This window comes from Phenylobacterium sp. (assembly GCF_030646615.1).
Lineage (GTDB): Bacteria > Pseudomonadota > Alphaproteobacteria > Caulobacterales > Caulobacteraceae > Phenylobacterium.
The window spans coordinates 87768-111710 of sequence record NZ_JAUSLG010000014.1 but is presented as its reverse complement, the minus strand read 5'-3'; the positions used below and the strand labels follow the sequence as shown (position 1 = coordinate 111710).

The following is a 23943-nucleotide window of genomic DNA, read 5'->3' as shown; positions in this document are numbered from 1 at the left end:
AACGTCGGTCGCTGATGGCGCGAAAACCTGCCGAATGTCTTCAAGGCAGCGCTTGTTTGGTCCAGACTGGTCAAGCTTGCCGGAGGCGCGCGCATGTTCTTCGCCCGATCGCACATCGATCTGCACAATGTCCGCGCCAGCATCGAACGCACCAAACGGCTGTCGGACAACATCATCAAGATTGGCCCGCTCGGGGTGGGCCTGGATGGCCTGCTCACCTGGATCCCGTGGGCCGGCGGTCTCTACAGCTTCGGGGCGGGGATCGTGCTGCTGAGCGACGGGGTGCGCGGTCGCTGCGCGCCGATGGTGTTGCTGGAGGCGACCATGGTGCTGCTGGCCGACCTGGCTATCGGCATCGCGCCCGTGCCGGGCGGGCTTGGGAAGCTGGCCGACATGCTGTTTTCCGGCCACAAGTGGGCGGCCGATCTGATGCTCAAGCACATGGAAGAGACCATCTATTTCGAGGGCGCCCGCAAGGATGTGGTCAATACGCCGGAGTACCGGGAGATCCTGGCCCGTATCAAGGATGGCAAGGAGCGGCGGCGCGTGGTCTTTCTGAGCTAGATTCCGGCTCGCGCCTTACTCCCCCGGGGTGGCGCTTTCCGCCAACCTTCAGCTTTAGGGCGCCCATGGCGACGACCCAGGACAAGGCCCACCGCGCCTGGCGGGCGGCCGAGCGGATCAAGCGGCTCTCCGACCGGTTGGTGGGGGTCGGCCCGATCGGTCTTGGCCTGGACGGTATCCTGGCCTGGGTGCCGGTGGCCGGCACGGTCTACAGCGTCGGGGCTGGGGCGCTGCTGGTGGTCGCCGGCTTCCGGGGCGGGGTCTCGGTCATCACCCTGGGACGGATGGCCGCCTATCTGTTCGTCGACACCGCCTCGTCCACCGTGCCTTTCATCGGCTGGACGGTGGACACCCTGTTCCCGGGCCACCTGATGGCGGCCAACGCGCTGCAGAAGGACATCGAGGCCCGCCACGGCCCCTCGGTCCTGCCCGCGAGTTGGGATCGGAAACGCAAGGCCCGCCCCGGCCGGCGGGGTGTAAAGATCTGACATCAGGTCTGATCGACGGGCTTGCGCCAGATCATGGACACCTGCTGCGCCGCGGAGGATGATGGCGGTCTCATCCGTCAGCAGATCCCCATGACCGACGCCGCCAAGGCCTCGAACCTCTACATGCCCAAGCTCGCGACCCTGTTGCGGGCGGGCTATGGGCTGGGCGATCTGCGGGCCGACGCCGTGGCCGGCCTGACCGTGGCCATCGTCGCCCTGCCACTCTCCATGGCCATCGCCATAGCCTCCGGCGTGGGGCCGGAGCGGGGGCTCTATACGGCCATTGTCGGCGGCTTCCTGGTCTCCATGCTGGGGGGCAGCCGGTTCCAGATCGGCGGGCCGGCCGGCGCCTTCATCGTGCTGGTGGCCAGCACGGTCCATCTGCACGGGATCGAGGGGCTGGTCCTGGCGACCTTCCTGTCGGGATTGATGCTGGCGGCTGGCGGCGTGCTGCGCCTGGGCAATCTGATCCGTCTCATTCCAGCGCCGGTGACGGTGGGCTTCACCGCCGGCATCGCGGTGATCATCCTGGTGAGTCAGGTGCGCGACCTGCTGGGCCTGACCCTGGCGGGCGGAGAGCCGGCCGAGTTCGGACCCAAGGTGGCGGCCCTGGTCCAGGCCCTGCCGAGCCTCAGCGCGCCGGCGGCGGCTCTGGCCTTCGGGGTGATCGGCCTGATCCTGGCGGTGCGCCGCTGGCGACCGGCCTGGCCGGCCCTGCTGATCGCCGTCGCCCTGGCCTCCGTCGCGGCCGTGCTGCTCCACCTGCCGGTGGAGACCATCGGCTCCAAGTTCGGCGGCGTCCCCAACCGCCTGCCCATGCCGCATCTGCCGGACCTCGCCCTGGCCAAGGTGCTGGCCGTGCTGCCGGCGGCGGCGGCCTTCACCCTGCTGGGCTCGATCGAGAGCCTGCTGTCGGCGGTGGTGGCCGATGGGATGAGCGGCCGACGCCATCGCTCGAACATGGAGCTGGTGGCGCAAGGGGTGGCCAATTCCGGCGCCGCCCTGTTCGGCGGGATGCCGGTGACCGGCACCATCGCCCGGACCGCCACCAATGTGCGCGCCGGCGCCCGCACCCCGGTGGCGGGCATGTTGCACAGCCTCTACCTGCTGGCCTTCATGCTGATCGCCGCCCCGCTGGCGGCCTATGTGCCCCTGGCCGCCCTGGCCGGCCTGCTGGCGGTGGTGGCCTGGAACATGGTGGAGAAGGCCGAGATCGCCCATCTGGTGCGGGAGAACCGTGGGGGCGCAGCGGTGATGGCGGTGACGCTGGCCCTGACGCTCGCCCATGACCTGATCGCCGGCATCGGGGCGGGCTGCGCCCTGGCGGCGGGGCTGGCGCTGGTTCGTCGCCGCCGGTAATCCGGATGTGGGCTAATCAAATGAAGTATCCCGAAAATGGGATATTTTTTCCGCATAGCCCGGTATAGGATAGGGCATGCTTGCTCATGCCGCCCCCCTGATCGAGACCTTGCCTGCCGCCACCCATGCGGTGGTCATGGGCGACCTCGTATCAAGCGAGGATACGGCCTCGGTGGAGGCCTTGCACAGCCGATTCAATGCCGCGGTCCAGTGGGCCAATGAGGCGCATGGGCCCAGCATCGTCTCGCCCCTGACCATCACCCTGGGGGACGAGTTCCAAGGCCTCTGCGCCAGCCTGAAGGGGGGGCTGGGGGTGGTGCGCGACCTGCGGGCGCAACTCCTCGCCGACGGAATCGGCTGCCGGTTCGTGCTGGGGGCGGTGCGGCTGGAGACGCCGGTGAACCGGGCGCGGGCCTGGAACATGATGGGGCCGGGGCTCGCCGGCAGCCGCCAGCGACTGGGGGACAAGCGCGACGTCAACGCCTATCGTTTCGAACTGCGCGGAGAACCGGAGCTTCAAGCCCTGATGGAAGCGGTGGGCGCCAGCCTGACGCAGATCGAGGACAGCTGGACGGACCGCCAGCGGGAAGTGGTGCTGGCCCTGCGGGCCGAGTCCGCCGCCCCGCTGGCCGAGCGGCTGGGGATGTCGGCCCAGACCCTCTACAAGATCCGGCGCGCGGGCCGGTTCGACCTCTATGAACGCCAGTGGGCGGCGCTCGAGGCCATGGCCGGGCGGCTCGACCGGGCGCTGGGCCTCAGATGAGCGCAGCCCTTCTCCATAGCCTTGGCGGCGCCGTGGCGGCCCTGCTGCTGCTGACCTGGGGCGGCAATCTGGCCTGCAAGCTGCTCCTGCGGTGGAGCGGTCTGAGCGCCGCCCGCCTCGCCGCCGATGCGCCGCTGACGGAAACAGCTCCGCCCGTCAACGAGCCCAGGGTCGGCCGGGTGATCGGCGATCTGGAGCGGTTGGCCATCGCCACCGGCCTGCTGCTGGGCGCCTGGGAGGTGCTGGTGGCGGTGGTCGCCCTCAAGAGCGTGGCCCGGTTCAAGGACCTGGAAGAGAAGCTGAACGCCGAATACTTCCTCGTCGGCTCGCTGTTCAGCGTCCTCTGGGCCGTGTTCGTCACCCTGGCCTGGCGGGCCTATGATGGGCGCTGGGGGCTGGGGCTCGCCGCCAACCTTCCGGGGCTATGAGGCGTCAGGCCCTGGCCGGATCGAGCTGGGCGTAGCCGAGTTCCTCATTCAGCCGGTCGAGAACCTCGATGGCGCATTCGGGCACCACCGTGCCGGGGGGGAAGATGGCGGCCACCCCCATGTCGGTCAGGGCGGCGAAGTCCTCCGGCGGGATGACGCCGCCGACCACCACCAGGATGTCGGGGCGGCCCAGGCGGGCGAGTTCGGCCTTCAGCTCGGGCACCAGGGTCAGGTGGCCGGCCGCCAGGGAGCTTGCCCCCACCACATGGACCTGGCGCTCGACCGCCAGGGCGGCGGCCTCGGCGGGGGTCTGGAAGAGGTCGCCGATCTCCACCTCGAAGCCGAGGTCGGCAAAGCCAGACGCGATCACCTTCTGGCCGCGGTCATGGCCATCCTGGCCCATCTTGGCGATCAAGACCCTGGGCTTGCGGCCGTCGGCGGAGGCAAACGCGCCGACCATGGCCTTGGCTTTCAGGGCCGCAGGGGTCTCGCCGGCCTCGCGCAGATAGACCCCCTTGACCGCATCGGCCTTGGCCTTGTGGCGGTCGAACACCTTTTCCAGGGCGTAGCTGATCTCGCCCACCGTGGCCTTGGCGCGGGCGGCCTCCACCGACAGGGCCAGCAGGTTGCCGGTCCCCGCCGCGCCGGCGGTGAGGGCGTCGAGGGCCCTTTCCACCGCGGCGGGATCACGGTCAGCCTTCAGGCGAGCGAGCTTTTCCAGCTGCCGCTGGCGGACGGCGGAGTTGTCCACCTTGAGCACCGGGATCTCGTCGAGGTCAGCCGAGCGGTAGCGGTTGACGCCGACCACGCTCTGGCGGCCGGAGTCGATGCGCGCCTGGGTCCGGGCGCTGGCCTCCTCGATGCGGCGCTTGGGCAGGCCGTCCTCGATGGCCTTGGCCATGCCGCCCAGGGCCTCGACCTCGGCGATGTGGGTGCGGGCGCGGGCGGCGAGGTCGGCGGTCAGGCGCTCGACATAATAGGAGCCGCCCCAGGGGTCGATGACCCGGGTCTGGCCGCTTTCCAGCTGCAGGAAGAGCTGGGTGTTGCGCGCGATGCGGGCGGAGAAATCCGTCGGCAGGGCAAGGGCTTCGTCGAGCGAGTTGGTGTGCAGGCTCTGGGTCTGGCCGCCAGTGGCCGCCATGGCCTCGACGCAGGTGCGGGCGACATTGTTGTAGACGTCCTGGGCCGCCAGGCTCCAGCCGCTGGTCTGGGTGTGGGCCCGCAGGGAGAGCGAGCGGGGGTCCTTGGGCGCGAACTCAGCCTGCATGAGTTCGGCCCACAGCAGGCGGCCGGCCCGCTGCTTGGCGATCTCCATGAAGGCGTTCATGCCCGCATTCCAGAAGAAGGACAGGCGTGGGGCGAACTTGTCGACGCTCATGCCGGCGGCCACGCCGGCGCGGACATATTCGATCCCATCGGCCAGGGTGTAGGCCAGCTCCAGGTCCAGCGTCGCGCCCGCCTCCTGGATGTGATAGCCGGAAATCGAGATCGAGTTGAACCTCGGCATCTCCGTCGAAGTGTATGAAAAGATGTCGGAAATTATCCGCATCGAAGGCGCAGGCGGATAGATGTAGGTGTTCCGGACCAGGAACTCCTTGAGGATGTCGTTCTGGATGGTGCCCGACAGCTTGGCCGGCGGCACGCCCTGTTCCTCGGCGGCCACGATGTACAGCGCCAGGATCGGCAGCACGGCGCCGTTCATGGTCATGGACACGCTCATCTGGTCGAGGGGGATGCCGTCGAACAGGGTGCGCATGTCGAGGATGGAATCGATGGCCACGCCGGCCATGCCCACATCGCCGGCCACCCGCGGATGGTCGGAATCATAGCCCCGGTGGGTGGCGAGGTCGAAGGCCACCGAGAGGCCCTTCTGACCGGCCGCCAGGTTGCGGCGATAGAAGGCGTTGGAATCCTCGGCCGTGGAGAAGCCCGCATACTGGCGGATGGTCCACGGATTGGTGGCGTACATGGTCGGATAGGGGCCGCGCAGGAAGGGCGCGAGGCCGGGATAGCCGTCCAGGCCGCTCAGGCCTTCGATATCGGCCGGGCCGTAAGAGGCCGCCACGGCGATCCCCTCCGGCGTGGCCCAGGGCTCGGCCTTGGGGGCGGCCGGGGTGGGCCGCTCGGCGTCGAAGGGGACTTCGGTATAGTCGGGAAAAGCGCTCATCGGGCGGCCTCCGCGACACTGGGGGTCTCGAAGGGCTGGGCGAGGCGAACGGGGGCGAGCGGCGGACAGCGGCCATCGGGACCTGGCAGGCGGGGCGAGGGCGCCTGGACGCTGCGGGGCGCCGGGGTGTCGATCTCCACGGGCTCGTCCTTTGAAGGCGGGAAGGCGGTGACGCCGACGATGGCCGGCTGGCCGAGATCGGCGCGGGCCGCGCAGGTGGTCTCCACCTCGGCGGCGATATGGCCAGCGGTCAGGGCCGAGACCACGCCGCCCAGGCCTTCGGTGACCTGGAAGGCCGACCAGGCGGCCCGGGCGATCTGGTCGGTGAGAGCCTCCACATAGCCCGAGCCCGGGGCCGGATCGGCGACGCGGCCGATATGGGCCTCCTCCATCAGGACCAGCTGGGTGTTGCGGCTCTGGCGACGGGCCAGGGCTGAGGGCAGGCCGAGCGCGTCGGTGAAGGCGCCCAGGACGACGGCGTCGGCCCCGCCGACCGCGGCCCCGAAGCCGGCAGAGGTCAGGCGCAGCATATTGGTCCAGGGATCGCGGCGGGTGAGCATGCGCCGGGAGGAGCGGGCCTCGATGCGGGCCGGAACGTCCAGGCCGCAGGCGCCGACGAGCCTCGCCCAGACCAGCCGGGCGGCGCGCAGCTTGGCGATGGTCAGGAAGTAGTCGGCCTCGGCGGTGAGGCCCAGGGTGATGCGGGAAAACGCCTGGTCCATGCCCATGCCGGCGCGGACCATGGCCTTGGCGTAGGCGAGCGCGCTGGCGGCGGCGAAGGCGATCTCGCAGGCCTCGCCGCCGCCAGCCTCGTGAACCACGGCGCCGGAGGCGAGAAACAGCTGGGCCTGGGGATAGGTCTGAGCGTGGCGGGCGGCCGCGCCGGCGGCGGCGAAGAGGTGCGCCTCGATGGGGCCGGGGCTCTGGCCCGTGGCGGCGAAGGCGCTGAGCGGATCGAGGTGGAACAGGAGCTGGGCGGCCGGGGCGGTCTTGGCGACGGCGCTCAGCCAGTCCGAGGCGATGGTCCCCTGGAAGCCCGCGTCCAGGGCGACCGGCGCCAGCTCGAGGATGACACCATTGAGGACCCGGGCGAGGTCGTCGGCCGATCCGACGGCGCAGCCGGCCTGGCCTTGAGGATCGAGGGCCACCAGCACCGAGGCCGCGCCGCCCTCCAGGTCGGCCAGGAGGTCGGCATTGGCCCGGGCCGGGTCCGGATGGCGGGTGACGCCGCGCAGGTCCCAGGCGCGCTCGGGGTCGAAGGGCCGGGTGGGGACCGGCTGTGCGTCCATCGGCCCATAGAGCGGGGCGATGGTCAGGCCTCCAGCCGTGGTGGTGGTCAGACCCTCCGGGGGCTTGTCGCCCAGGGTCTTGAGGACGAGGGCGCGCCAGTCTTCGGCGCTGGCCGGCGGAAATTCCACGGCGGGGGAAGCGATCTGGACCATCACCCCTGTGATGAGCCGCAGGCGCGGGGAGCGTCAAGGGCGCCGCCACGGCGCCTGCCTGCGGATTTTGGGTCCGAGCGGCCGCGCCTCCGGCGCGTGTGAGGCTTCTTGCGCTGGACGCTGGTTTTCGCTTACATCGTAAATCAGAACGCTCGATGATGAAGGAAACGACTCCCATGGCCCTGCCGCCCATCCTCCGTGACCGCCTGCGCCTGCCGGTCATCGCCTCGCCCCTGTTCATCATCTCGAACCCGGAGCTGGTGATCGCCCAGTGCAAGGCCGGCATCGTCGGCTCCTTCCCGGCGCTGAACGCCCGGCCGGCGAGCCAGCTGGACGAGTGGCTGGCCCAGATCACCGAGGAGCTGGCCGCCTGGGACGCCAAGAATCCGGACCTGCCCTCGGCCCCCTTTGCCGTGAACCAGATCGTGCACAGGACCAATGACCGGCTGGAGCACGATGTGGAGATGGCGGCCAAGTACAAGGTCCCGATCATCATCACCTCGCTCGGCGCGCGGGAGGATGTGAACCAGTCGGTGCACGCCTATGGCGGCATCGTCCTGCACGACATCATCAATGACCGCTTCGCCCGCAAGGCGGTGGAGAAGGGCGCTGACGGCCTGATCCCGGTGGCGGCCGGGGCCGGCGGCCATGCCGGGGCGCTGTCGCCGTTTGCGCTGATCCAGGAGCTGCGGACTTGGTTCGACGGGCCCATCGCGCTCTCGGGCGCCATCGCCAACGGCGCGGCCATCCTGGGCGCCCAGGCCATGGGGGCGGACCTGGCCTATATCGGCTCGGCCTTCATCGCGACCAAGGAGGCCAATGCGGCCCAGGGCTACAAGGACATGATCGTCGAGAGCTCGGGCGAGGACATCGTCTATTCGAACCTCTTCACCGGGGTGCACGGCAACTATCTGCGGCCCTCGATCCTGGCGGCGGGCCTGGACCCCGACAATCTGCCGGAGGCCGACCCGTCGAAGATGAACTTCGGTTCGGGCGGCAACACCAAGGCCAAGGCCTGGAAGGACATCTGGGGCTGCGGCCAGGGCATCGGCGCGGTGGAGGAAATCCTCGGCGCCGGCGACCTGGTGGCCCGCCTGGCCGCGGAATACGAGGCGGCCAAGGCGTCGCTGGCGGAGAAGACCTCGTTCACCGCCGGCCGCGTGCTGATGGCGGCCGAGTAGGGATAGGTTCAACCACGAAGCGCACGAAGGCCACGAAGAGGCTGTGGGGGCTGCGGCGCCTTGGCGTTCTTCGTGTGCTTTTTGGTGAAATCCCGCGGCGTCAGACGGCGCGGGCTTATAGACCTCTTCGTCATGCTCGCCCTTGTGGCGAGCATCCCTGTTCGCGGCCGGTGCGAGCTTCGAGAGGGATTCTCGGCACAAGGCCGAGAATGACGGAGGAGGGGGCTCAGGCTGGAAGCTGCGTCGAGAAGCCGAGGGCGCAATTGCTGTCGCGCATGGCGCGCACGAGGTCGGCCGCGGTTTCGGTGGAGGGCGGCAGCGAGCGCGTTAGCGCCTGCAGATCGGCCAGGCGGACAGGCCTGCGGGGGCGGTCATCCGTGGTGAGCCATGCGACGCGCTTTCCGCCGCGGGTGATCTCGATGGCCTCGCCGGTTTCCGCTCGGTCGATGAGCTCGCTCAGCCTAGCCTTCGCTTCAGCGAGGTCCACGGCGCTCATGGGTCACTCCAGACCAGTGAATGGTCATCATGTAGCGGGCGAAGATTAGTTTAGCCAACTCGCGGGCCCGTACAGAAGCTCGAACCACGAAGGACTCGAACGCCTCTGTGCTCTTCGTGGGCTTTGTGGTGGCCTTCTTTACGCTTGGCGGCGGTTCAGCTCCCCGTCGAGGTGTAGCGGGCGATGCCGGCGCGCCAGGCGAGGAAGGAGGCGGCCAGGAAAAGGAAGCCCATGGCCGGCGCCGTGGGCAGCCACCAGTCCGGGGCGCCCAGGGGGTCGGGCTGCTCGAGGATGGCCAGGACCGGATAGTAGGCCACGCAGCCCAGCGGCACGACGAAGATCAGGAAGTTGCGGAACCAGGCGGCGTAGAGGCTCAGGGGAAACTGGGCGGCCTGGATGCCGCCATAGGTCAGGACGTTGAACACCTCCAGGCTCTCGGTGGTCCAGAAGGCGAAGCTGGCCTGCAGGACCAGGAGGCCGGTGAACAGGGCGACGCCGCCGGCGATAGTCCAGACGAGCAGTAGAGCCTTGTCCGGAGACCAGGCCACCCCGACGACGGCGGCGCCCACGAAGAGCACCAGCAGGGCCTGGGCCAGACGGCCAAAGCGGCTGAGGCGAAACTCGTAGCCAACCAGTTGCAGGGCCGGCGAGCGTGGCCGCAGCAGGATGCGGTCGAAGGCGCCGGTCTTGACGCATTCGCCGCCGAAGACGTCGAAGCCGCGGGTGAAGAAGTCGGTCAGGGCGAAGCTGGTGGAGACCACGCCGTAGAAGACGGCGATGTGCCCCAGGCTCCAACCCTGGACCTGGCCGAAACGATCGAACAGCGCCCAGGCGGCCAGCATGTCGATGATGGTGGTCAGGAAGGCGCCGATCCCGAGCATGATGGCCGAGCCGGGATATTGCAGCTGGCTGCGCAGGGAGGCGCTGAAGTAGCGGAGGATCAGGTGGAAGCTGTTCATCGCATCAGCCCCCCTGGACTTCCAGGCGGCGCATGACGCGGGCCATGGCCCAGCGGCCGAGGAGGATCAGCGTCACGGTCCAAAAGGCCTGCAGTCCCAGGCCGAGCAGGGCGCCGGTTCCGCTCAGCTGGCCCACATAGAGGCGCAGGGGAATGTCCATCATGCCGGCGAAGGGCTGGACCAGTAGGGCCGTGCGCGCCCAGTCCGGATAGAGGGCGAGCGGCAGGAGGTTGCCGGAGAAGACGATGATCAGGCTGTTGAACAGCACATTGACGCCGCGGTCGGTGAGGGTGGCGGCGACGATGATGTTGACGATCATCAGGAAGGCCGAGGACAGGGCCAGGGCCAGGGGCAGGGAGATAGCGAAGGCGGCGGCCGCGGCCAGGGTCGGCGGCGGCTTCCAGGCCCAGTCAGACAGGCCGACCAGAGGCAGGACCAGGCCTGCTCCCACCAGCATCAGGGCCGCCCGAGGGAGCGCCCGCGAAGCCATCCAGGCGGCGCCCCGCACATACCAGAGGCTGTAGGTGTCCACCGGCCGCAGGCGGTCAAAGGCGACAGAGCCCGTGCGCACCGACAGGGCCACCTCGGGATCGGCGCTCCATGGCGTGAGCGCCAGCAGGGCCTGGGCGAGCCAGGTGTAGGTGATGACCTGGGCGAGCGTCATGGGGGAGGCCGCTGCGGCGGCCGGCGCCGCGGCGAAGAAGGCGGCGTAGATCATCACCTTGATGCCGCCCCACCAGCATTGGGTGGCGAAGCCCGCGATGGCCGCGGCGCGATACTGCAGCATCAGCAGGAAGCGGCTGGAAAAGGCGGCCAGATAGGGGCGGGCGGCGTCCATGGGAGGACTCAGGCCTCGCCCGCGCCATGCAGGTCGTAGAAGCGGGCGATGACCTCTTCGATGGCCGGCTCGCCCACATGGATATCGACCACCTCGTGGGCTGCGGCGAGGGCGGCGATGAGGTTGGGCGTCGGCGTCCGGGCCGGATCGAAGGCGAGCTCCAGGGTCTGGCCCTGGCGGCGGCGCACCTCGACGCCGGCCATGACGATCTCTGGCGCCTCATGGGCGAAGTCGACCACCAGCCGCCGCTCGGCCAGGACGTTGGCGCGCAACGTCTCGAAGGGGCTGTCGGCCAGCACCTGGCCGTGGCCGATGACGATGACCCGCTGGGCCAGGGCCTCGATGTCGTGCATGTCGTGGGTGGTGAGCAGGACGGTGACGCCGCGCTCGCGGTTCAGGCGACGGACCACCTCACGGACGGCGAGCTTGGACGGGGCGTCCAGGCCGATGGTCGGCTCGTCCAGGAACAGGATGTCAGGCTCGTGCAACAGGGCCGCGGCGATCTCGGCGCGCATCCGCTGGCCCAGCGACAGCTGGCGCACCGGCTGGTCCAGCACCCGCTCCAGCCGCAACAGGGCGACCAACTCATCGCGGTTGGCGCGATAGCGGGCCGGCTCGACGCGATAGATGTCGGCCAGCAGGTCGAAGCCTTCGGATACCGGCAGGTCCCACCAGAGCTGGGTGCGCTGGCCGAACACCACGCCGATCTTCGACACATGGGCGATGCGGTCGGTGAAGGGGACGCGGCCGTTCACCAGCACCGTCCCGGCATCCGGCTTCAGAATGCCCGACAGGATCTTGATGGTGGTGGACTTGCCGGCCCCATTGGGACCGATGAAGCCCAGCAGTTCGCCCGCCTCCAGGGAAAAGGAGACGTCCCGCAGGGCCTGGACCGTGCGGTGGCGGCGATGGACCAGACCCTTGACCGCGCCCAGCAGGCCGGGATCGCGCTCGGCGACGCGATAGGTCTTGGCCAGGTCCTCGACGAGGATCTGTGGCATGGGCGGACGCCCGTGATGAAAATGAGAAGGGCTGGGACCCTAGAAGGCGCTGCACGCTGTGGCAATGGCGGAGCTTGCCTACACGGCAAACGCGAAAAGAAAGTGGCGATGACGCATCCGTGAAGGGGTCCGGCGCGTATTCACCTTAGCCGTCGCGCCGATCGCGGCCGCGCCTGACTACGAGGGACTAGCTATGATCGACCCGAAAATCCGCATTCTCGCCGGCGCCTCCGCCATCGCCATGGCCTTCACCCTGGCCGCCTGCTCGCAGCCGGAAGAGCCCGCCGCGCCGGACGCCGCGCCGATGGCCACCGCCGAACCTGCCGCCATGGAGACCAATATTGTCGCCGGCGCCCAGGCCTCGCCCGACCACACCACCCTGGTGACCGCCATCCAGACCGCCGGCCTGGTGGAGACCCTGTCGGGTCCGGGTCCGTTCACCGTCTTCGCGCCGACCAACGCCGCCTTTGAAAAGCTGCCGGCCGGCACGGTGGACACGCTGATGCAGCCCGACTCCAAGGACATGCTGACCTCGGTCCTGACCTATCATGTGGTGGCTGGCGAAATGAAAGCGGCTGACCTGATGGCCGCCATCGAAGCTGGCGGCGGCACGGCCACCCTGACCACGGTCGAGGGCGACAATCTGACCGCCACGGTGGTCAATGGCGCCGTCCAGCTGACCGACGCCCGCGGTGGCACAGCCATGGTGACGGCGACCGACCTCGACCAGTCCAACGGCGTGATCCACGTGGTCGACACCGTCCTGATGCCGGCCGAATAGGCCCTTAGCCTAGCTTTCGACCCGCCTGGAGAAGGCCCCCGCCGTGAGGCAGGGGCCTTTTCTATGTCTGGACTATTCCGCCGGCCGGGGGGCGACGGGGGGGATCAGAGGTTCGGGCACGTCGATCGCCGCGGAGGCCGCAACGGCCTGGGGCGCGAGGGTTTCGGCCCGGCGCGCCGCGAGGGCGGCCTTGGTCTCTTCGTAGGACGCCCTCGTGATCTTGTAGCGGGCGTAGAAGAAGACGGCGATGAAGCCGGGGACGCCGGCCAGGACGCCGTCCCACAGGGCCAGGTTCCAGATCACCTGGGCCGGCACCTCCCCGACCTGGGCCCGGACCGGGAAGGAGATCAGGGTCAGGACGAAGCCCGCCAAGGCCGCGCCGATCGCCTGGTCGACCTTGGCGAACAGGGCGCGGGTGGAATAGAGCACGCCCTCCTGTCGCAGGCCGAACTTCAGCTCATTCTCGTCGGCGATGTCGGCCAGGGCCGACATGATGCTGATCGACAGCACGCTGGCGGCCCCATAGCTGAGCACCGAGAACGCGATGAGGATGGCCAGCAGGTTGGGCGTGTCCTGGGTCAGCGCCCCAGCAAAGCCCATCAGGATCGGGATCGAGGGGGCGAGAGCGTAGACGATGGCCGAGACGATGATGGTCGCCTTCTTGTCGAACCGCCCGTGCAGCATGGCGGCGAACAGAAAGGCCGAGAGGTAGCCGGCGAATGAGCCGATGACGAAGAAGCGGATCTGCTCCGACCCCAGGCCCCAATAGTAGGTGTTCGTATAGAGGTGCAGGCCGCCGCGCAGGCCGATCATCATGCTGAGGAAGAAGTAGGCCACCAGCAGCCAGATATAGTTGACGTTGTTGAACGCCTTGCTGATGTCCTTGAAGAACTCGAAGGGGCTGTATTTCGGCAGGTTCTCCGGCGGCTTGGGCAGGTAGGGGATGCGGTCGCGGGTGAACCAGGCCGAGGCCGCCAGCAGGGCGAGGGCGATGCCGCCCATGATGAAGGAGAAGGGGCCGTAGGGCTCAGGGTTGAGCAGGCCGCGGGGGTATTCCGGCGTCGCCTGGAAGAAGTAGGAGAGCGCGATCCAGGTGGTGGCCGCTGCGCCTGCCCAGGTGAAGAAGCTGTTATAGGACATCACCTTGGAGCGTTCGGTGTAGTCGCGACTGAGCTCGCTGCCCAAGGCCAGGTGGGGCGTGTGATAAAAGGTCATCGACTGGCGCAGCATGACCACGGTCACGGCGAACCAGGAGAACAGCGCCCAGGTCCCCAGGCCGTCCGGCGGATTGAACACCGCCCACAGGGACAGGACGATGGGGATGGGGGCGAAGAACATGTAGATGTGGCGCCGGCCCCAGCGCGACTTGGTGCGGTCCGACAGCGAGCCCACCAGGGGATCGGAAATCCCGTCCAGGAACAGGCTGGCCGAGATGGCCAGGCCCGCCAGGTGGGCCTCCAGGCCCAGGACCTGATTGTAATAGAGCATGGCGTAGGAGCCGACGGAGAACAGCGCGATGGACTCCGCGCCGCTGCCGACCCCGAAGGCCAGTTTGGTCTTGAACGGCAGCCGCTCGCTGACGCCCGATGAATTCTGGGCCACTTTCAAATCCTCCCCGAGCACGCTCTTAAAATGGATCGGCGCATCTCTGTCGGCAGAACAAGCCCGAGCTTGCCCCGCACGTCAACTGGGTGACCAGCATACCGGAAGCTAGACAAGAGAAGAGGGGATGGGGCTTGGAATGGGTTGAATCGATATGAGCGCGAGTCGGCCCCTGATCCTCACGGCCGCCTTGGACGAGGGCGCCTTCGACTGGTTCGATGACCTGCGCCGGACGCACTTCCCGAAGGCGCGCAACGTGGTCCCCGCCCACCTGACCCTGTTCCACGCCCTGCCGGGCGACCAGGAGCCCTTTATCGCCGAGACGCTGAGGGCGGCGTGTGCGCGCCGCGCGCCCATGACCCTGGCGGTGCGCGGTCCCTGGTTCATCGGCCGCGGGGTGGCCTATCGCATCGCTTCTGCCGAACTGGAGGCCCTTCGCGCCGAACTGGCGCAGGCCTTCGCGCCCTGGCTGACGTCCCAGGACCGCGCCCCCTTCCGCCCGCACATCACCATCCAGAACAAGGCCGAGCCGGCCGAGGCGAGGGCGCTGTGCGAGCGGCTGCAGCTGGAGTTCGAACCGTTCGACATCACGGCCGAGGGGCTGCTGGTCTGGCGCTATCTCGGCGGGCCGTGGGCGGCGGTGGCGAAGGTGGGGTTTGTGGCGTGAGCCAGCCGACGGGACCGGTCTTGGCGCGTGACTGGATAAGGCGTCGCCGCGCACCTTGGCCGGCGTCGGATCGTCAGCCCGACAGACGTCTTCTTCGCCCCTGGTCCATCATTCGACCGACGCCGCCAGATCCCTCGCCGCGGGCTGTGGTGCGACCGGCTACTTCTCAGTGGCCCAAGCAATGGCGTCCGGCCCGGCCGGAAGCATCATCGGGCAGTCGGGGTCCGTGGCGGCGCGATAGATCGCCTCGGCGACATCGCGGGCCGTTGTTAGCGGTTCGTCGTCGGCGGCCATCATGGTGGTCATAACCTCATGCGCGAAATCGGCGTAGGGCTCGGGGAAGCCGCCGCTACCCATGACCTGGCTTCGAGCGCTGTCGCCGAATGCCGTCGAGGGCGCCCTGCCCGGCAGGACGACACGGGCGCGGATGCCGAACCTGGCCAACTCGAGATCGGCGGATTCGGTCAGGGCGTTCAGGGCGGCCTTGCTGGCGCGATAGACCGACAGCAAGGGCAGAGGCTTGTAGGTCGAGCTGGACCCGACGTTGACGATGGCGCCGGTTCGCCGTTCGCGCATATCCGGCAGCACCGCCTGCATCATCGCGACGGCCCCGAACAGATTGGCGTCGAAGATGCGCCGTGCCGTCTCCATCGGCGTGCCTTCGATGGCGTTCAGCCAGCCGATGCCGGCGTTGTTGACAAGAACGTCGACGGGACCTGCAGCGGCGACCGCCGCAGCGATGCTGTCAGGATCGGTGACGTCCAGAGGGAGCACCCGTAGACGCCCAGCGGCGGGCAGGGTGCTGGCGGACGGGTCGCGCATGGTGGCGACGACGTTCCAGCCCTTGTCGAGAAACTCTAGCGCGGTCTCGCGGCCGAAGCCGGTCGAACAGCCGGTGATGAGCACGGTTTGCATGGGAAACTCCTTGCGGGGGACGACGTGAGGTTTCAAAATATGAAGTATCATTCAGTTTCGGAATTCGCATTTGAACCGGCCTAATCCAACGCTGCTGCAGCCCCGCAAAACGCCGCAACAGGCCCGCTCCGCCGCCACGATCGAAGCGATCCGGCAGGCGACCATTCAGGTTTTGCTGGTCGAAGGTGTGGGGCGTCTCACAACAACGCGCGTCGCCGAGCGGGCGGGCGTTTCGGTTGGCACGATGTATCAGTACTACCCGCACAAGCAGGCCCTGCTGTTCGGGATCGTGGAGAAGCAACTGCTTCTGATCGAAGAAGCGATGTGCGCCGCCTCCGACCGCCTGATGGGGGAGGACCTCAAGACCCTCGCGGAGGGGCTGGCGGCAGCTTGGCTCGACGCCAAGACGGCCGACATTGTGTCGTCGAGGGCGATCTACGGGATCGCCTCCGAGTTCGATCTTTCGGCCGCGATGGGGCGGGCGGCAACAGTGATGACGGAGCTGTTCGACGCATTGCTGGCCAATGCGCCCGACGCCCGATTTGCCGATCGGGCGTCAGTGGCCTTCATGCTGGCCGCCTTGCTGGGTGGATCGGTGCGGATGGTGATGGAGGCGGATCCATCCGATGGCAATCTGGAGCGGTTGCGTATTGAGCTTCCGCGGGCTTGCCACGCCTATCTCGTCGCAGCCCGCATCTAGCGTCCAAGCTGCCTTGAACCGCCGAGAGGGTGGAAGACGGACTTTAGTCCGACGCGACCCTGTAGGCCGAAACCCGACCTTGCTGATCCAGCTTGATCAGCAGCCACTCATATAGCCATGAGGCCGCCCCCTAAACCGACTGCCCGGCGCTCCAGCCTGAGGCCCAGGCCCATTGGAAGTTGTAGCCGCCCAGCCAGCCGGTGACGTCGACCACTTCGCCGATGAAGTAGAGGCCGGGGACCTGCTTGGCGGCCAGGGTGCGCGATTCGAGCTCGGCGGTGTCGACGCCGCCCAGGGTGACCTCGGCGGTGCGGTAGCCCTCGGAGCCGACGGGCTTGACCCGCCAGGCGTTCACCGCCTCGGCCAGGGGGCGCAGGACCTTGTCGGACTGGTCGGCCATATTGCCCTTGGGCGCGTGGGTGTCGGTGAGGAACTGGGCCAGACGCTTGGGCAGGATTTCGGCCAGGATGGTGGCCGGCGCGGCCTTGGCGCGGCTGGTGCGGGCGGCGCGGAGGTGGGCGTAGACATCCTGGCCCGGCGCCAGGTCGACCGCGATCTCCTGGCCCTCGCGCCAGTAGGATGAGGCCTGGAGGATGGCCGGGCCGCTCAGGCCCCGGTGGGTGAAGAGCAGGGCCTCATTGAACCGGGTCTTGCCGGCCGCCACGGTCGCCTCCACGGCCACCCCGGCCAGGGGCGCGGTGCGCTCCAGCAGGGAGACGTCGAAGGTCAGGGGGACGAGGGCTGGTCGCGTCTCGGTGACCCGCAGGCCAAACCGCCGGGCGACGTCGTAGCCGAAGCCGGTGGCCCCCATCTTCGGGATCGACTTGCCGCCGGTGGCGATGACCAGGCTCTGGCAGGTGACCGCCTGGCCGCCGATGGACAGGGCGAAGCCGGATTCGGTGCGGGCGATAGAGTCGATCGTGGTCTGCAGGCGAAGCTCGACCCCGCCCTTGGCCATTTCGGCCAGCAGCATGTCGATGATCTGCCGGGCCGAACCGTCGCAGAAGAGCTGGCCCAGGGTCTTTTCGTGATGGGCGATTCCATAGCGGTCCACCAGCGCGATGAAGTCCTTGGGCCGATAGCGGCGCAGGGCGGAGATGCAGAAGCGCGGGTTTTCCGACAGGAAGTTGTTGGGCGTGGTGTTGATGTTGGTGAAGTTGCAGCGGCCGCCGCCGGAGATACGGATCTTCTCGCCGGGCGCTTTGGCGTGGTCGAGGATCAGCACCCTGCGGCCGCGCTGGCCGGCCTGGGCGGCGCACATCATGCCAGCCGCGCCGGCGCCGGCCACCACCACATCGTAGTTGGGTTCCATGGGCGCCTCTCTACCGGAGAATCGCGGGCAGGGGGCGGGGGAGCGGTGCTGGCTGGACATTTGGGCCCTGTAAGCCTACCTATCAAGTCTCGACATTTCGTCGCGCGACGCTCGACCTAGGTCTTTCATCTGCGCGGTTCGATCAAAGCTCGCCTCACAAGCGCCCCTCAGATGCATCGGTTCGCCGGGGCAGAGCGGGGCCGTTGGCGCGTCTGGACCGCACGGCGCCGCTTTTTGGGGCGCAGACCTAAATCAGCCCCTTCTGCAGGTTGGGGCGCGGCCTGTGGGCCAACACGCCGGGCGTCGGCGGCCAGCAGGAGACGATACGTATGTCCAAAGAAGAGTTCATCGAGTTCGAAGGCGTGATCACCGAACTGCTGCCCGAGGGCCGGTTCCGGGTGCAGCTGGACAATGAACACACCATTCTCGCCTATACCGCCGGCCGCATGAAGCGGAACCGCATCCGCTCGCTGGTCGGCGACCGGGTCACGGTGGAGATGACGCCCTATGACCTGGAAAAGGGTCGCATCACCTATCGCCACAAGACCGAAGGCCCGCGCATGGGCGGCGGCCAGCGTCCGCAGTTCCGTCGCCGCTAAGGCGGGGCGCGAGGCGGAGCCGATAGCTCCGCAATAACGCGAAATTCATTGGGGCTGCGGCGCGGCGCCGCTATTGATGGGCGCCTTCCCCTATCGACGACTTCAGCTCGAGGGCCATTTTGACCCTGGCGTGGATCGCCTTACTGCCGTTTCTCGGCGCGTTAGCGCCGGCGCTGACCATCCGCCTGGGCCGCAATGCCTGCGCGCTGGCCACGGGGCTCGTGACCGCGACCGCCCTGGTCCTACTGCTGAGCCTCGCCCCGCAGGTCATGGCCGGGGAGGTGGTGACCACCAGGATCGCCTGGTTCCCGACGCTCGGCCTGAACCTCAACTTCTTCCTCGACGCGCTCGGCCTGATGTTCGCCGGGATGATCCTGGGCATCGGCCTGCTGGTGATCATCTACGCCCGGTTCTATCTGAACAAGACCGACCCGATGGGCCGCTTCTTCGCCTTCTTGCTGCTGTTCCAGGGGGCGATGGTCGGCATCGTCCTGTCGGACAACATCCTGCTTTTGCTGATCTTCTGGGAGCTGACCAGCCTCTCGTCCTTCCTGCTGATCGGCTATTGGCGCCACCTGCCCGAGGGGCGGCAGGGCGCGCGGATGGCCCTGACCATCACCGGCATGGGCGGGCTGTCGCTGATCGGCGGGCTGCTGATCCTGGGCCAGATCGCCGGCTCCTATGATCTGAGCGTCATCCTGCAGAGCGGGGAGGCGATCCAGGCCTCGCCCCTGTACCTGCCGGCCCTGCTGCTGATCCTCGGCGGCTGCTTCACCAAGTCGGCCCAGTTCCCGTTCCACTTCTGGCTGCCTCACGCCATGGCCGCGCCGACCCCGGTCAGCGCCTATCTGCATTCGGCGACCATGGTGAAGGCCGGGGTCTTTCTGCTGGCCCGCCTGTGGCCGGCCCTGTCGGGGACCGAGGCCTGGTTCTATCTGGTGGGCGGGGTCGGCCTGTTCACAATGGTGTTCGCCGCCGTGGTCGCCCTGTTCAAGGACGACCTGAAGGGGCTGCTGGCCTATTCGACCATCAGCCATCTGGGCATGCTGACTTTCCTGTTCGGGCTCGGCACGCCGGCTGCGGCGGTGGCGGGCGTCTTCCACATCATCAACCACGCGACCTTCAAGGCCGCCCTGTTCATGAACGCCGGCATTGTCGACCACGAGGCCGGCACCCGGGACCTGCGCAAGCTGGGCGGCCTCTATACGCTGATGCCCATCGCCGCGACGCTGGCGGTGCTGGCCGGGGCGGCCATGGCGGGGATTCCGCCGCTGAACGGCTTCATCTCCAAGGAGATGATGCTGGAGGAGGCGGTGCAGGCCTCGGCCTTCGGCCTGCCGTGGCTGATCCCCGTGATGGTGATGGTCGGCATCCTGTTCTCGGCGGCCTACGCCTTCCGCTATGTGGTTGGCGTCTATTTCGGGCCCAAGCGCGAGAGTTATCCCTCCAAGCCCCATGACGCGCCGTTCGGCATGTGGGCGCCCTCGGCCCTGCTCGTGATCCTGGCGGTGGCCATTGGCCTGGCGCCGGCCCTGGTGGCCGGGCCGCTGGTCAACGCCGTGGCGGCGGCGGTGACGGGCGGGGCGGCCGGGGAAAAGCACCTGGCGCTCTGGCACGGCTTCAACCTGCCCCTGGCCATGAGCCTGGGCGCCGTGATCGGCGGCGCCATCCTGTTGTCGCTGCATCGTCCGGCGGCGCGGATCTGGACCGCCCTTGGCCTGCCCGACGCCAAGACCCTGTTCGACAGGACCGTGGCCGCCGGCGCCGGCGCCGCGCGCAAGACCACCGAGCTGGTGCATAACGGCTCGCTGCAGCGCTACCTGGCCATGATCCTGGGCGCGGCCATCCTGGCGGCGGCGGGCGGCTTCCTGAGCGCGCCGCATGTGGAGGGCCTGCGCCCGACGCTGGCCGCGCCCGGGGCGGCGATCGTGGCCTGGCTGTTGCTGATGGGCGGGACCGCTGCGGTGGTGCTGGGCCATCGGCAGCGTTACCTGGCGCTGATCTTCATCAGCGTCATCGGCCTCGTCGTCTCGCTGGGCTTTGTCTATCTGTCGGCGCCAGACCTCGCCCTGACCCAGATCTCGGTGGAGGTGGTCACCATCCTGCTGCTGCTGCTGGCGCTCAATCTGATGCCGAAGACCAGCCCGGTGGAGAGCAGTCGCGCCCGGCGGACCCGCGACGGGGTGCTGGCGAGTCTCGGCGGCCTGGGTATGGCCGGCGCCACCTGGGCGCTGCTGCGCCGGGACGGGCCGCCTTCGATCTCGGAGTTCCACTGGGCCAATTCCTATTCCGGCGGCGGCGGCACCAATGTGGTCAATGTGATCCTGGTGGACTTCCGGGGCTTCGACACCTTCGGCGAGATCATCGTGCTGGGCATTGCCGCCCTGACCATCTTCGCCCTGCTGGAGACCGCCGACCGCGGGGCCTCGGGCCAGCGGCTGGCCAACTGGATGCCAGATCAGCGTCGCAGCCCCGAGCGCCACCCGATGATGCTGGTGGTGGCCACGCGCCTGTTGCTGCCGCTCGCCTCGGTGGTGGGGTTGTACATCTTCCTGCGCGGCCACAACGAACCTGGCGGCGGCTTCATCGCCGGCCTAGTGGTCTCCATCGCCCTGCTCATGCAGTACATGGCCTCGGGCTATGCCTGGTCGAACCGCCGGCTGCCCACCGATCACCACGCCCTGATCGGCTTTGGCGTGACGGTGGCGGCCCTGACCGGGGTGGTGGCCATGATGCTGGGGGCGCCGTTCCTGAAGAGCGCCTATGAGTATGTCTCCATCCCGCTGATCGGCGATGTGGGCCTGTCCAGCGCGCTGGCCTTCGACATCGGCGTGGCCTTTACGGTGGTCGGCGCGGTGATGCTGGCCCTGCACCACCTGTCGGGGGTGGCCGGGCGCGCCGAGAAGCTGCCGCCCAGCGACCTGCCTATGGATGTCGATCCCAGCCGGGCCCCGGCTGTCGGCCCGACCCCGCCTGCGGGAGGCGCAGGGGCATGAGCATTGAATTCCTTGTGGCCTCGGCGGTGGGCGTGCTTTCGGCCGCCGGCATCTATCTGGTGCTGAGGGCCAGGACCTTCCCCGTGGTGCTGGGGCTGGCCTTCATGTCCTACGCCATCAATGTCTTCCTGTTCTCGTCGGGCCGGCTGGTGGTCAATGAACCGCCGATCTACGGCCAGGACGTCGCGGCCTATAGCGACCCTCTGCCCCAGGCCCTGGTGCTGACGGCCATCGTCATCGCCTTTGGCATGACCGCCCTGGTGGTGGTCCTGGCCCTGCGCACCTTCCTCGAAGCCGGCACCGATCAGGTGGACGGACTGGGCGAGACGCCGGCCGAGCTGGAGACCCTGGCCGAGACGTCCGCCTCCGAGGCGCAGGTGCGCAGCGACGTGGAGGCCCGGCCATGAACCCCTGGCTGGTCGCCCCAATCCTGATCCCGGCGCTGCTGGCGCCGCTGATGCTGCTGTTCCTGCGGCACCGGCTCGTGATTTCGCGAACCCTGTCGGTGGGCGCATGCCTGGCCATGCTGGCGGTCGGCTGCGGCCTGATGGCCCAGGCCGCCAGCGGTCAGATCGATGTCTACGCCATGGGCGACTGGATGGCGCCGTTTGGCATCGTCCTGGTGCTGGACCGGCTCTCGGCCCTCATGCTGGTGACCACGGCGGTGCTGGCCTTGCCCGTGATGGCCTATGCGATCGCCAGCGGCCTGGACCGCAAGGGCTGGCACTTCCATCCCCTGTTCCAGTTTCAGCTGCTGGGGCTGAACGGGGCGTTCCTGACCGGCGACCTGTTCAACCTGTTCGTCTTCTTCGAGGTCCTGCTGATCGCCTCCTACGGCCTGATGCTGCACGGGGGCGGGGCGGCGCGGCTGAAGGCGGGCGTCCAATACGTCGTGGTGAACCTGGTCGGGTCGACCCTGTTCCTGGTGGCCGTTGGCCTGCTGTACGGCGCCACGGGCACCCTCAACATGGCCCATATGGGCGAGCGGGTGGCGCAGGCGCCGGCGGGCGACCATGCCCTGATCCTGGCCGGCGGCCTGTTGATGGTGGCGGTGTTCGGCCTGAAGGCCGCGCTTGTGCCGCTGCACTTCTGGCTGCCGCGCACCTATGCCTCGACCTCGGCCCCGACGGCGGCGCTGTTTGCGATTATGACCAAGGTCGGCGCCTACTGCATCCTGCGCTTTACGACGACGGTCTTCGGGGAGGGTGCGGGGGAGCTCGCCTGGGCGCCGGGCCCCTGGCTGCTGCCGGCGGCGCTGGCCACGCTGCTGCTGGGCTTCATCGGGGTCCTGGGCGCGCGGCGCCTGCGCAAGATGGCCGCCTATGCGGTGGTCGGCTCCATGGGCACGCTGCTCTGCGCCCTGGCCATGTTCACGCCGGAATCCACGGCCGCGGCGCTCTACTACCTGCCGCACTCGACCCTGTCGGCTGCGGCCCTGTTCCTGCTGGCGGACATGATCGCCGCGCGACGGGGGGACTATGGGGACACGCTGGCGCCGAGCCCGCCCTTTGCGCAGGCCGGGGTGCTGTCGGGCCTGTTCTTCCTGACCGCCATCGCCGTGGTCGGCCTGCCGCCGCTGTCGGGCTTTCCCGGCAAGCTGCTCATCCTCGACGCCGTGCGGGGAACGACCGGAGGCTGGTGGGTCTGGGGCTTCATCCTGGGGACCACGGTGATCAGCCTGCTGGCCTTCGCCCGGGCGGGCAGCGCCATCTTCTGGAAGAGCGTGGTCACCGAGGGCGAGGTGAAGGCCAGCGCGCCGGTGGCGCCGCAGGCCTCGGCGGCGATCGTCGCGGCGCTGCTAGCGGCCCTGGCGGCCCTGACCATCGCCGGTGGGCCGGTGACGGGCTATCTCAACGCCACCGCGGCGCAGATCTATGATGTGCAGGCCTATCCGGACGCCGTCCTGGACGAGTCGAGGGCCGCGCGATGATCAAGAAGCTGCTGCCGCACCCGGCGCTCACCGTCACCCTGATCCTCGTCTGGATGCTGCTGGCCAACCGCCTGACGGTCGGAGGGCTGGTGCTCGGCGTCGTGATCGGCGTGGTCGTGCCGATCCTGACCAGCCCCTTCTGGCCCGATCGGCCAAAGGTGCGCTTTGGCCCGGCGACCTGGGGCTATCTGGGCCTGGTGCTGTGGGACATCGTCACGGCCAGCTTCCAGATCGCCATGATCGTGCTGTTCAAGAAATCCGAGGATCTGCGCTCGGCCTGGCTCGTGGTGCCGCTGGACCTGCGCTCGCCGGAGGCCATCACCATGCTGGCCGGCACGATCAGCATGACGCCGGGGACCGTGTCCTGTGACGTCTCGTCCTGCGGGCGCGCCCTGCTGGTCCACGCCCTGGACACCCCTGATCCTGGGGCCGAGGTCGCCCGGATCAAGCGCCGCTATGAGGCCCGGCTGAAAAGGATCTTCGCATGATCGGGATCGCCGTACTGTTCGCCATCTCCTGCGTGGGGCTGGCCATGACCATGAACCTCTGGCGGCTGGCGCGCGGCCCGACTACGGCCGACCGCATCCTGGCGCTGGACACCCTGACCATCAACGCCATCGCCCTGATCGTGCTGATGCAGATTCAGCAGGGCTCGGCGGTCTATTTCGAGGCCGCCCTGCTGTTGGCCATGGTCGGCTTCGTCGGCACGGTGGCCTACTGCAAGTTCCTGCTGCGCGGCGATATCGTGGAGTGAC

At 68.5% G+C, this 23943-nt stretch carries 24 protein-coding genes; 15 read left to right on the top strand and 9 right to left on the bottom strand.

Annotated elements, in window-relative coordinates; all coding sequences use genetic code 11:
- Positions 1-93: 93 nt before the first annotated feature.
- The 5 genes from Q7S93_RS02640 to Q7S93_RS02620 all read left to right on the top strand — a co-directional run bounded on the left by Q7S93_RS02640 (position 94) and on the right by Q7S93_RS02620 (position 3602).
- Entirely contained in the window at positions 94-564 is a 471-nt protein-coding gene (locus Q7S93_RS02640) for a DUF4112 domain-containing protein (RefSeq protein ID WP_304712024.1), read from the top strand.
- A 65-nt stretch (positions 565-629) separates the two neighbouring features.
- Positions 630-1052 (top strand): DUF4112 domain-containing protein, encoded by a 423-nt coding sequence (locus Q7S93_RS02635; protein ID WP_304712023.1) that lies wholly within the window; start codon positions 630-632, stop codon positions 1050-1052.
- A 21-nt stretch (positions 1053-1073) separates the two neighbouring features.
- Positions 1074-2411: a SulP family inorganic anion transporter gene (locus Q7S93_RS02630; protein WP_304712022.1), complete on the top strand. Its 1338-nt coding sequence runs from the start codon at positions 1074-1076 to the stop codon at positions 2409-2411.
- A gap of 76 nt (positions 2412-2487) precedes the next feature.
- Complete coding sequence (locus tag Q7S93_RS02625; protein ID WP_304712021.1) at positions 2488-3174, top strand: SatD family protein; 687 nt, start codon at positions 2488-2490, stop codon at positions 3172-3174.
- Entirely contained in the window at positions 3171-3602 is a 432-nt protein-coding gene (locus tag Q7S93_RS02620) for a hypothetical protein (protein ID WP_304712020.1), read from the top strand. The genes Q7S93_RS02625 and Q7S93_RS02620 overlap by 4 nt, the downstream gene beginning before the upstream one ends.
- A gap of 4 nt (positions 3603-3606) precedes the next feature.
- On the opposite strand, the gene scpA is transcribed toward Q7S93_RS02620, so the two are convergent.
- Together scpA and Q7S93_RS02610 are read right to left on the bottom strand one after the other, a co-directional pair.
- Positions 3607-5769 (bottom strand): methylmalonyl-CoA mutase, encoded by a 2163-nt coding sequence (gene scpA, locus Q7S93_RS02615; protein ID WP_304712019.1) that lies wholly within the window; start codon positions 5767-5769, stop codon positions 3607-3609.
- Positions 5766-7211: a methylmalonyl-CoA mutase family protein gene (locus tag Q7S93_RS02610; protein WP_304712018.1), complete on the bottom strand. Its 1446-nt coding sequence runs from the start codon at positions 7209-7211 to the stop codon at positions 5766-5768. The genes scpA and Q7S93_RS02610 overlap by 4 nt, the downstream gene beginning before the upstream one ends.
- 176 nt (positions 7212-7387) lie before the next feature.
- Here Q7S93_RS02610 and Q7S93_RS02605 point away from each other — a divergent pair, with 176 nt between their 5' ends.
- Positions 7388-8392: an NAD(P)H-dependent flavin oxidoreductase gene (locus Q7S93_RS02605; RefSeq protein WP_304712017.1), complete on the top strand. Its 1005-nt coding sequence runs from the start codon at positions 7388-7390 to the stop codon at positions 8390-8392.
- 226 nt (positions 8393-8618) lie between these two features.
- Here Q7S93_RS02605 and Q7S93_RS02600 read toward each other — a convergent pair whose 3' ends face one another.
- From Q7S93_RS02600 to Q7S93_RS02585, 4 genes are all read right to left on the bottom strand, one after another.
- Complete coding sequence (locus tag Q7S93_RS02600) at positions 8619-8888, bottom strand: type II toxin-antitoxin system Phd/YefM family antitoxin (RefSeq protein WP_304712016.1); 270 nt, start codon at positions 8886-8888, stop codon at positions 8619-8621.
- 155 nt (positions 8889-9043) lie between these two features.
- Positions 9044-9847: an ABC transporter permease gene (locus Q7S93_RS02595; protein WP_304712015.1), complete on the bottom strand. Its 804-nt coding sequence runs from the start codon at positions 9845-9847 to the stop codon at positions 9044-9046.
- Between the two features lie 4 nt (positions 9848-9851).
- Positions 9852-10685, bottom strand: coding sequence for an ABC transporter permease (locus tag Q7S93_RS02590; RefSeq protein WP_304712014.1), 834 nt, complete (start codon positions 10683-10685; stop codon positions 9852-9854).
- Positions 10686-10693: 8 nt separating this feature from the next.
- Positions 10694-11686, bottom strand: coding sequence for an ABC transporter ATP-binding protein (locus Q7S93_RS02585; protein ID WP_304712013.1), 993 nt, complete (start codon positions 11684-11686; stop codon positions 10694-10696).
- Between the two features lie 193 nt (positions 11687-11879).
- Here Q7S93_RS02585 and Q7S93_RS02580 point away from each other — a divergent pair, with 193 nt between their 5' ends.
- Positions 11880-12467, top strand: a complete 588-nt coding sequence (locus Q7S93_RS02580; RefSeq protein ID WP_304712012.1) for a fasciclin domain-containing protein — start codon at positions 11880-11882, stop codon at positions 12465-12467.
- Positions 12468-12539: 72 nt separating this feature from the next.
- Here Q7S93_RS02580 and Q7S93_RS02575 read toward each other — a convergent pair whose 3' ends face one another.
- Positions 12540-14069 carry an MFS transporter gene (locus Q7S93_RS02575; RefSeq protein ID WP_304712011.1) on the bottom strand — a complete coding sequence of 510 codons (1530 nt, stop codon included), beginning with the start codon at positions 14067-14069 and terminating at the stop codon, positions 12540-12542.
- A gap of 154 nt (positions 14070-14223) precedes the next feature.
- On the opposite strand from Q7S93_RS02575, the gene Q7S93_RS02570 reads away from it, so the two are divergent.
- A complete protein-coding gene (locus Q7S93_RS02570; protein ID WP_304712010.1) occupies positions 14224-14736 on the top strand; it encodes a 2'-5' RNA ligase family protein in 513 nt (170 codons plus the stop codon).
- A gap of 159 nt (positions 14737-14895) precedes the next feature.
- Here Q7S93_RS02570 and Q7S93_RS02565 read toward each other — a convergent pair whose 3' ends face one another.
- On the bottom strand, positions 14896-15651 hold the full coding sequence (locus Q7S93_RS02565; RefSeq protein ID WP_304712009.1) for an SDR family oxidoreductase: 756 nt from the start codon (positions 15649-15651) through the stop codon (positions 14896-14898).
- Positions 15652-15721: 70 nt separating this feature from the next.
- Here Q7S93_RS02565 and Q7S93_RS02560 point away from each other — a divergent pair, with 70 nt between their 5' ends.
- A complete protein-coding gene (locus tag Q7S93_RS02560; RefSeq protein WP_304712008.1) occupies positions 15722-16351 on the top strand; it encodes a TetR/AcrR family transcriptional regulator in 630 nt (209 codons plus the stop codon).
- A gap of 130 nt (positions 16352-16481) precedes the next feature.
- Here Q7S93_RS02560 and Q7S93_RS02555 read toward each other — a convergent pair whose 3' ends face one another.
- Positions 16482-17663, bottom strand: coding sequence for an NAD(P)/FAD-dependent oxidoreductase (locus tag Q7S93_RS02555; RefSeq protein ID WP_304712007.1), 1182 nt, complete (start codon positions 17661-17663; stop codon positions 16482-16484).
- A 329-nt stretch (positions 17664-17992) separates the two neighbouring features.
- On the opposite strand from Q7S93_RS02555, the gene infA reads away from it, so the two are divergent.
- The 6 genes from infA to Q7S93_RS02525 all read left to right on the top strand — a co-directional run bounded on the left by infA (position 17993) and on the right by Q7S93_RS02525 (position 23942).
- Positions 17993-18262: a translation initiation factor IF-1 gene (gene infA, locus Q7S93_RS02550; protein WP_300574777.1), complete on the top strand. Its 270-nt coding sequence runs from the start codon at positions 17993-17995 to the stop codon at positions 18260-18262.
- A 119-nt stretch (positions 18263-18381) separates the two neighbouring features.
- Entirely contained in the window at positions 18382-21258 is a 2877-nt protein-coding gene (locus Q7S93_RS02545) for a monovalent cation/H+ antiporter subunit A (protein ID WP_304712006.1), read from the top strand.
- Positions 21255-21665: a Na+/H+ antiporter subunit C gene (locus Q7S93_RS02540; protein WP_304712005.1), complete on the top strand. Its 411-nt coding sequence runs from the start codon at positions 21255-21257 to the stop codon at positions 21663-21665. The genes Q7S93_RS02545 and Q7S93_RS02540 overlap by 4 nt, the downstream gene beginning before the upstream one ends.
- Complete coding sequence (locus tag Q7S93_RS02535) at positions 21662-23188, top strand: monovalent cation/H+ antiporter subunit D (protein ID WP_304712004.1); 1527 nt, start codon at positions 21662-21664, stop codon at positions 23186-23188. Before Q7S93_RS02540 ends, Q7S93_RS02535 begins: the two co-directional genes overlap by 4 nt.
- The gene (locus Q7S93_RS02530; protein WP_304712003.1) at positions 23185-23676 is read left to right on the top strand and encodes a Na+/H+ antiporter subunit E; all 492 of its coding nucleotides are present in this window, start codon (positions 23185-23187) and stop codon (positions 23674-23676) included. The genes Q7S93_RS02535 and Q7S93_RS02530 overlap by 4 nt, the downstream gene beginning before the upstream one ends.
- Positions 23673-23942, top strand: coding sequence for a K+/H+ antiporter subunit F (locus tag Q7S93_RS02525; RefSeq protein ID WP_304712002.1), 270 nt, complete (start codon positions 23673-23675; stop codon positions 23940-23942). The genes Q7S93_RS02530 and Q7S93_RS02525 overlap by 4 nt, the downstream gene beginning before the upstream one ends.
- Position 23943 lies beyond the last annotated feature (1 nt).

Coding starts and splice junctions, on each gene's coding strand:
- Q7S93_RS02635 (WP_304712023.1), top strand. CDS start 630: ATGGCGACGACCCAGGACAAGGCCCACCGCGCCTGGCGGGCGGCCGAG.
- Q7S93_RS02555 (WP_304712007.1), bottom strand. CDS start 17,663: ATGGAACCCAACTACGATGTGGTGGTGGCCGGCGCCGGCGCGGCTGGC.
- Q7S93_RS02535 (WP_304712004.1), top strand. CDS start 21,662: ATGAACCCCTGGCTGGTCGCCCCAATCCTGATCCCGGCGCTGCTGGCG.
- Q7S93_RS02540 (WP_304712005.1), top strand. CDS start 21,255: ATGAGCATTGAATTCCTTGTGGCCTCGGCGGTGGGCGTGCTTTCGGCC.
- Q7S93_RS02590 (WP_304712014.1), bottom strand. CDS start 10,685: ATGGACGCCGCCCGCCCCTATCTGGCCGCCTTTTCCAGCCGCTTCCTG.
- Q7S93_RS02625 (WP_304712021.1), top strand. CDS start 2,488: ATGCTTGCTCATGCCGCCCCCCTGATCGAGACCTTGCCTGCCGCCACC.
- Q7S93_RS02530 (WP_304712003.1), top strand. CDS start 23,185: ATGATCAAGAAGCTGCTGCCGCACCCGGCGCTCACCGTCACCCTGATC.
- Q7S93_RS02580 (WP_304712012.1), top strand. CDS start 11,880: ATGATCGACCCGAAAATCCGCATTCTCGCCGGCGCCTCCGCCATCGCC.
- Q7S93_RS02565 (WP_304712009.1), bottom strand. CDS start 15,651: ATGCAAACCGTGCTCATCACCGGCTGTTCGACCGGCTTCGGCCGCGAG.
- scpA (WP_304712019.1), bottom strand. CDS start 5,769: ATGAGCGCTTTTCCCGACTATACCGAAGTCCCCTTCGACGCCGAGCGG.
- Q7S93_RS02585 (WP_304712013.1), bottom strand. CDS start 11,686: ATGCCACAGATCCTCGTCGAGGACCTGGCCAAGACCTATCGCGTCGCC.
- Q7S93_RS02620 (WP_304712020.1), top strand. CDS start 3,171: ATGAGCGCAGCCCTTCTCCATAGCCTTGGCGGCGCCGTGGCGGCCCTG.
- infA (WP_300574777.1), top strand. CDS start 17,993: ATGTCCAAAGAAGAGTTCATCGAGTTCGAAGGCGTGATCACCGAACTG.
- Q7S93_RS02570 (WP_304712010.1), top strand. CDS start 14,224: ATGAGCGCGAGTCGGCCCCTGATCCTCACGGCCGCCTTGGACGAGGGC.
- Q7S93_RS02595 (WP_304712015.1), bottom strand. CDS start 9,847: ATGAACAGCTTCCACCTGATCCTCCGCTACTTCAGCGCCTCCCTGCGC.
- Q7S93_RS02640 (WP_304712024.1), top strand. CDS start 94: ATGTTCTTCGCCCGATCGCACATCGATCTGCACAATGTCCGCGCCAGC.
- Q7S93_RS02600 (WP_304712016.1), bottom strand. CDS start 8,888: ATGAGCGCCGTGGACCTCGCTGAAGCGAAGGCTAGGCTGAGCGAGCTC.
- Q7S93_RS02605 (WP_304712017.1), top strand. CDS start 7,388: ATGGCCCTGCCGCCCATCCTCCGTGACCGCCTGCGCCTGCCGGTCATC.
- Q7S93_RS02525 (WP_304712002.1), top strand. CDS start 23,673: ATGATCGGGATCGCCGTACTGTTCGCCATCTCCTGCGTGGGGCTGGCC.
- Q7S93_RS02610 (WP_304712018.1), bottom strand. CDS start 7,211: ATGGTCCAGATCGCTTCCCCCGCCGTGGAATTTCCGCCGGCCAGCGCC.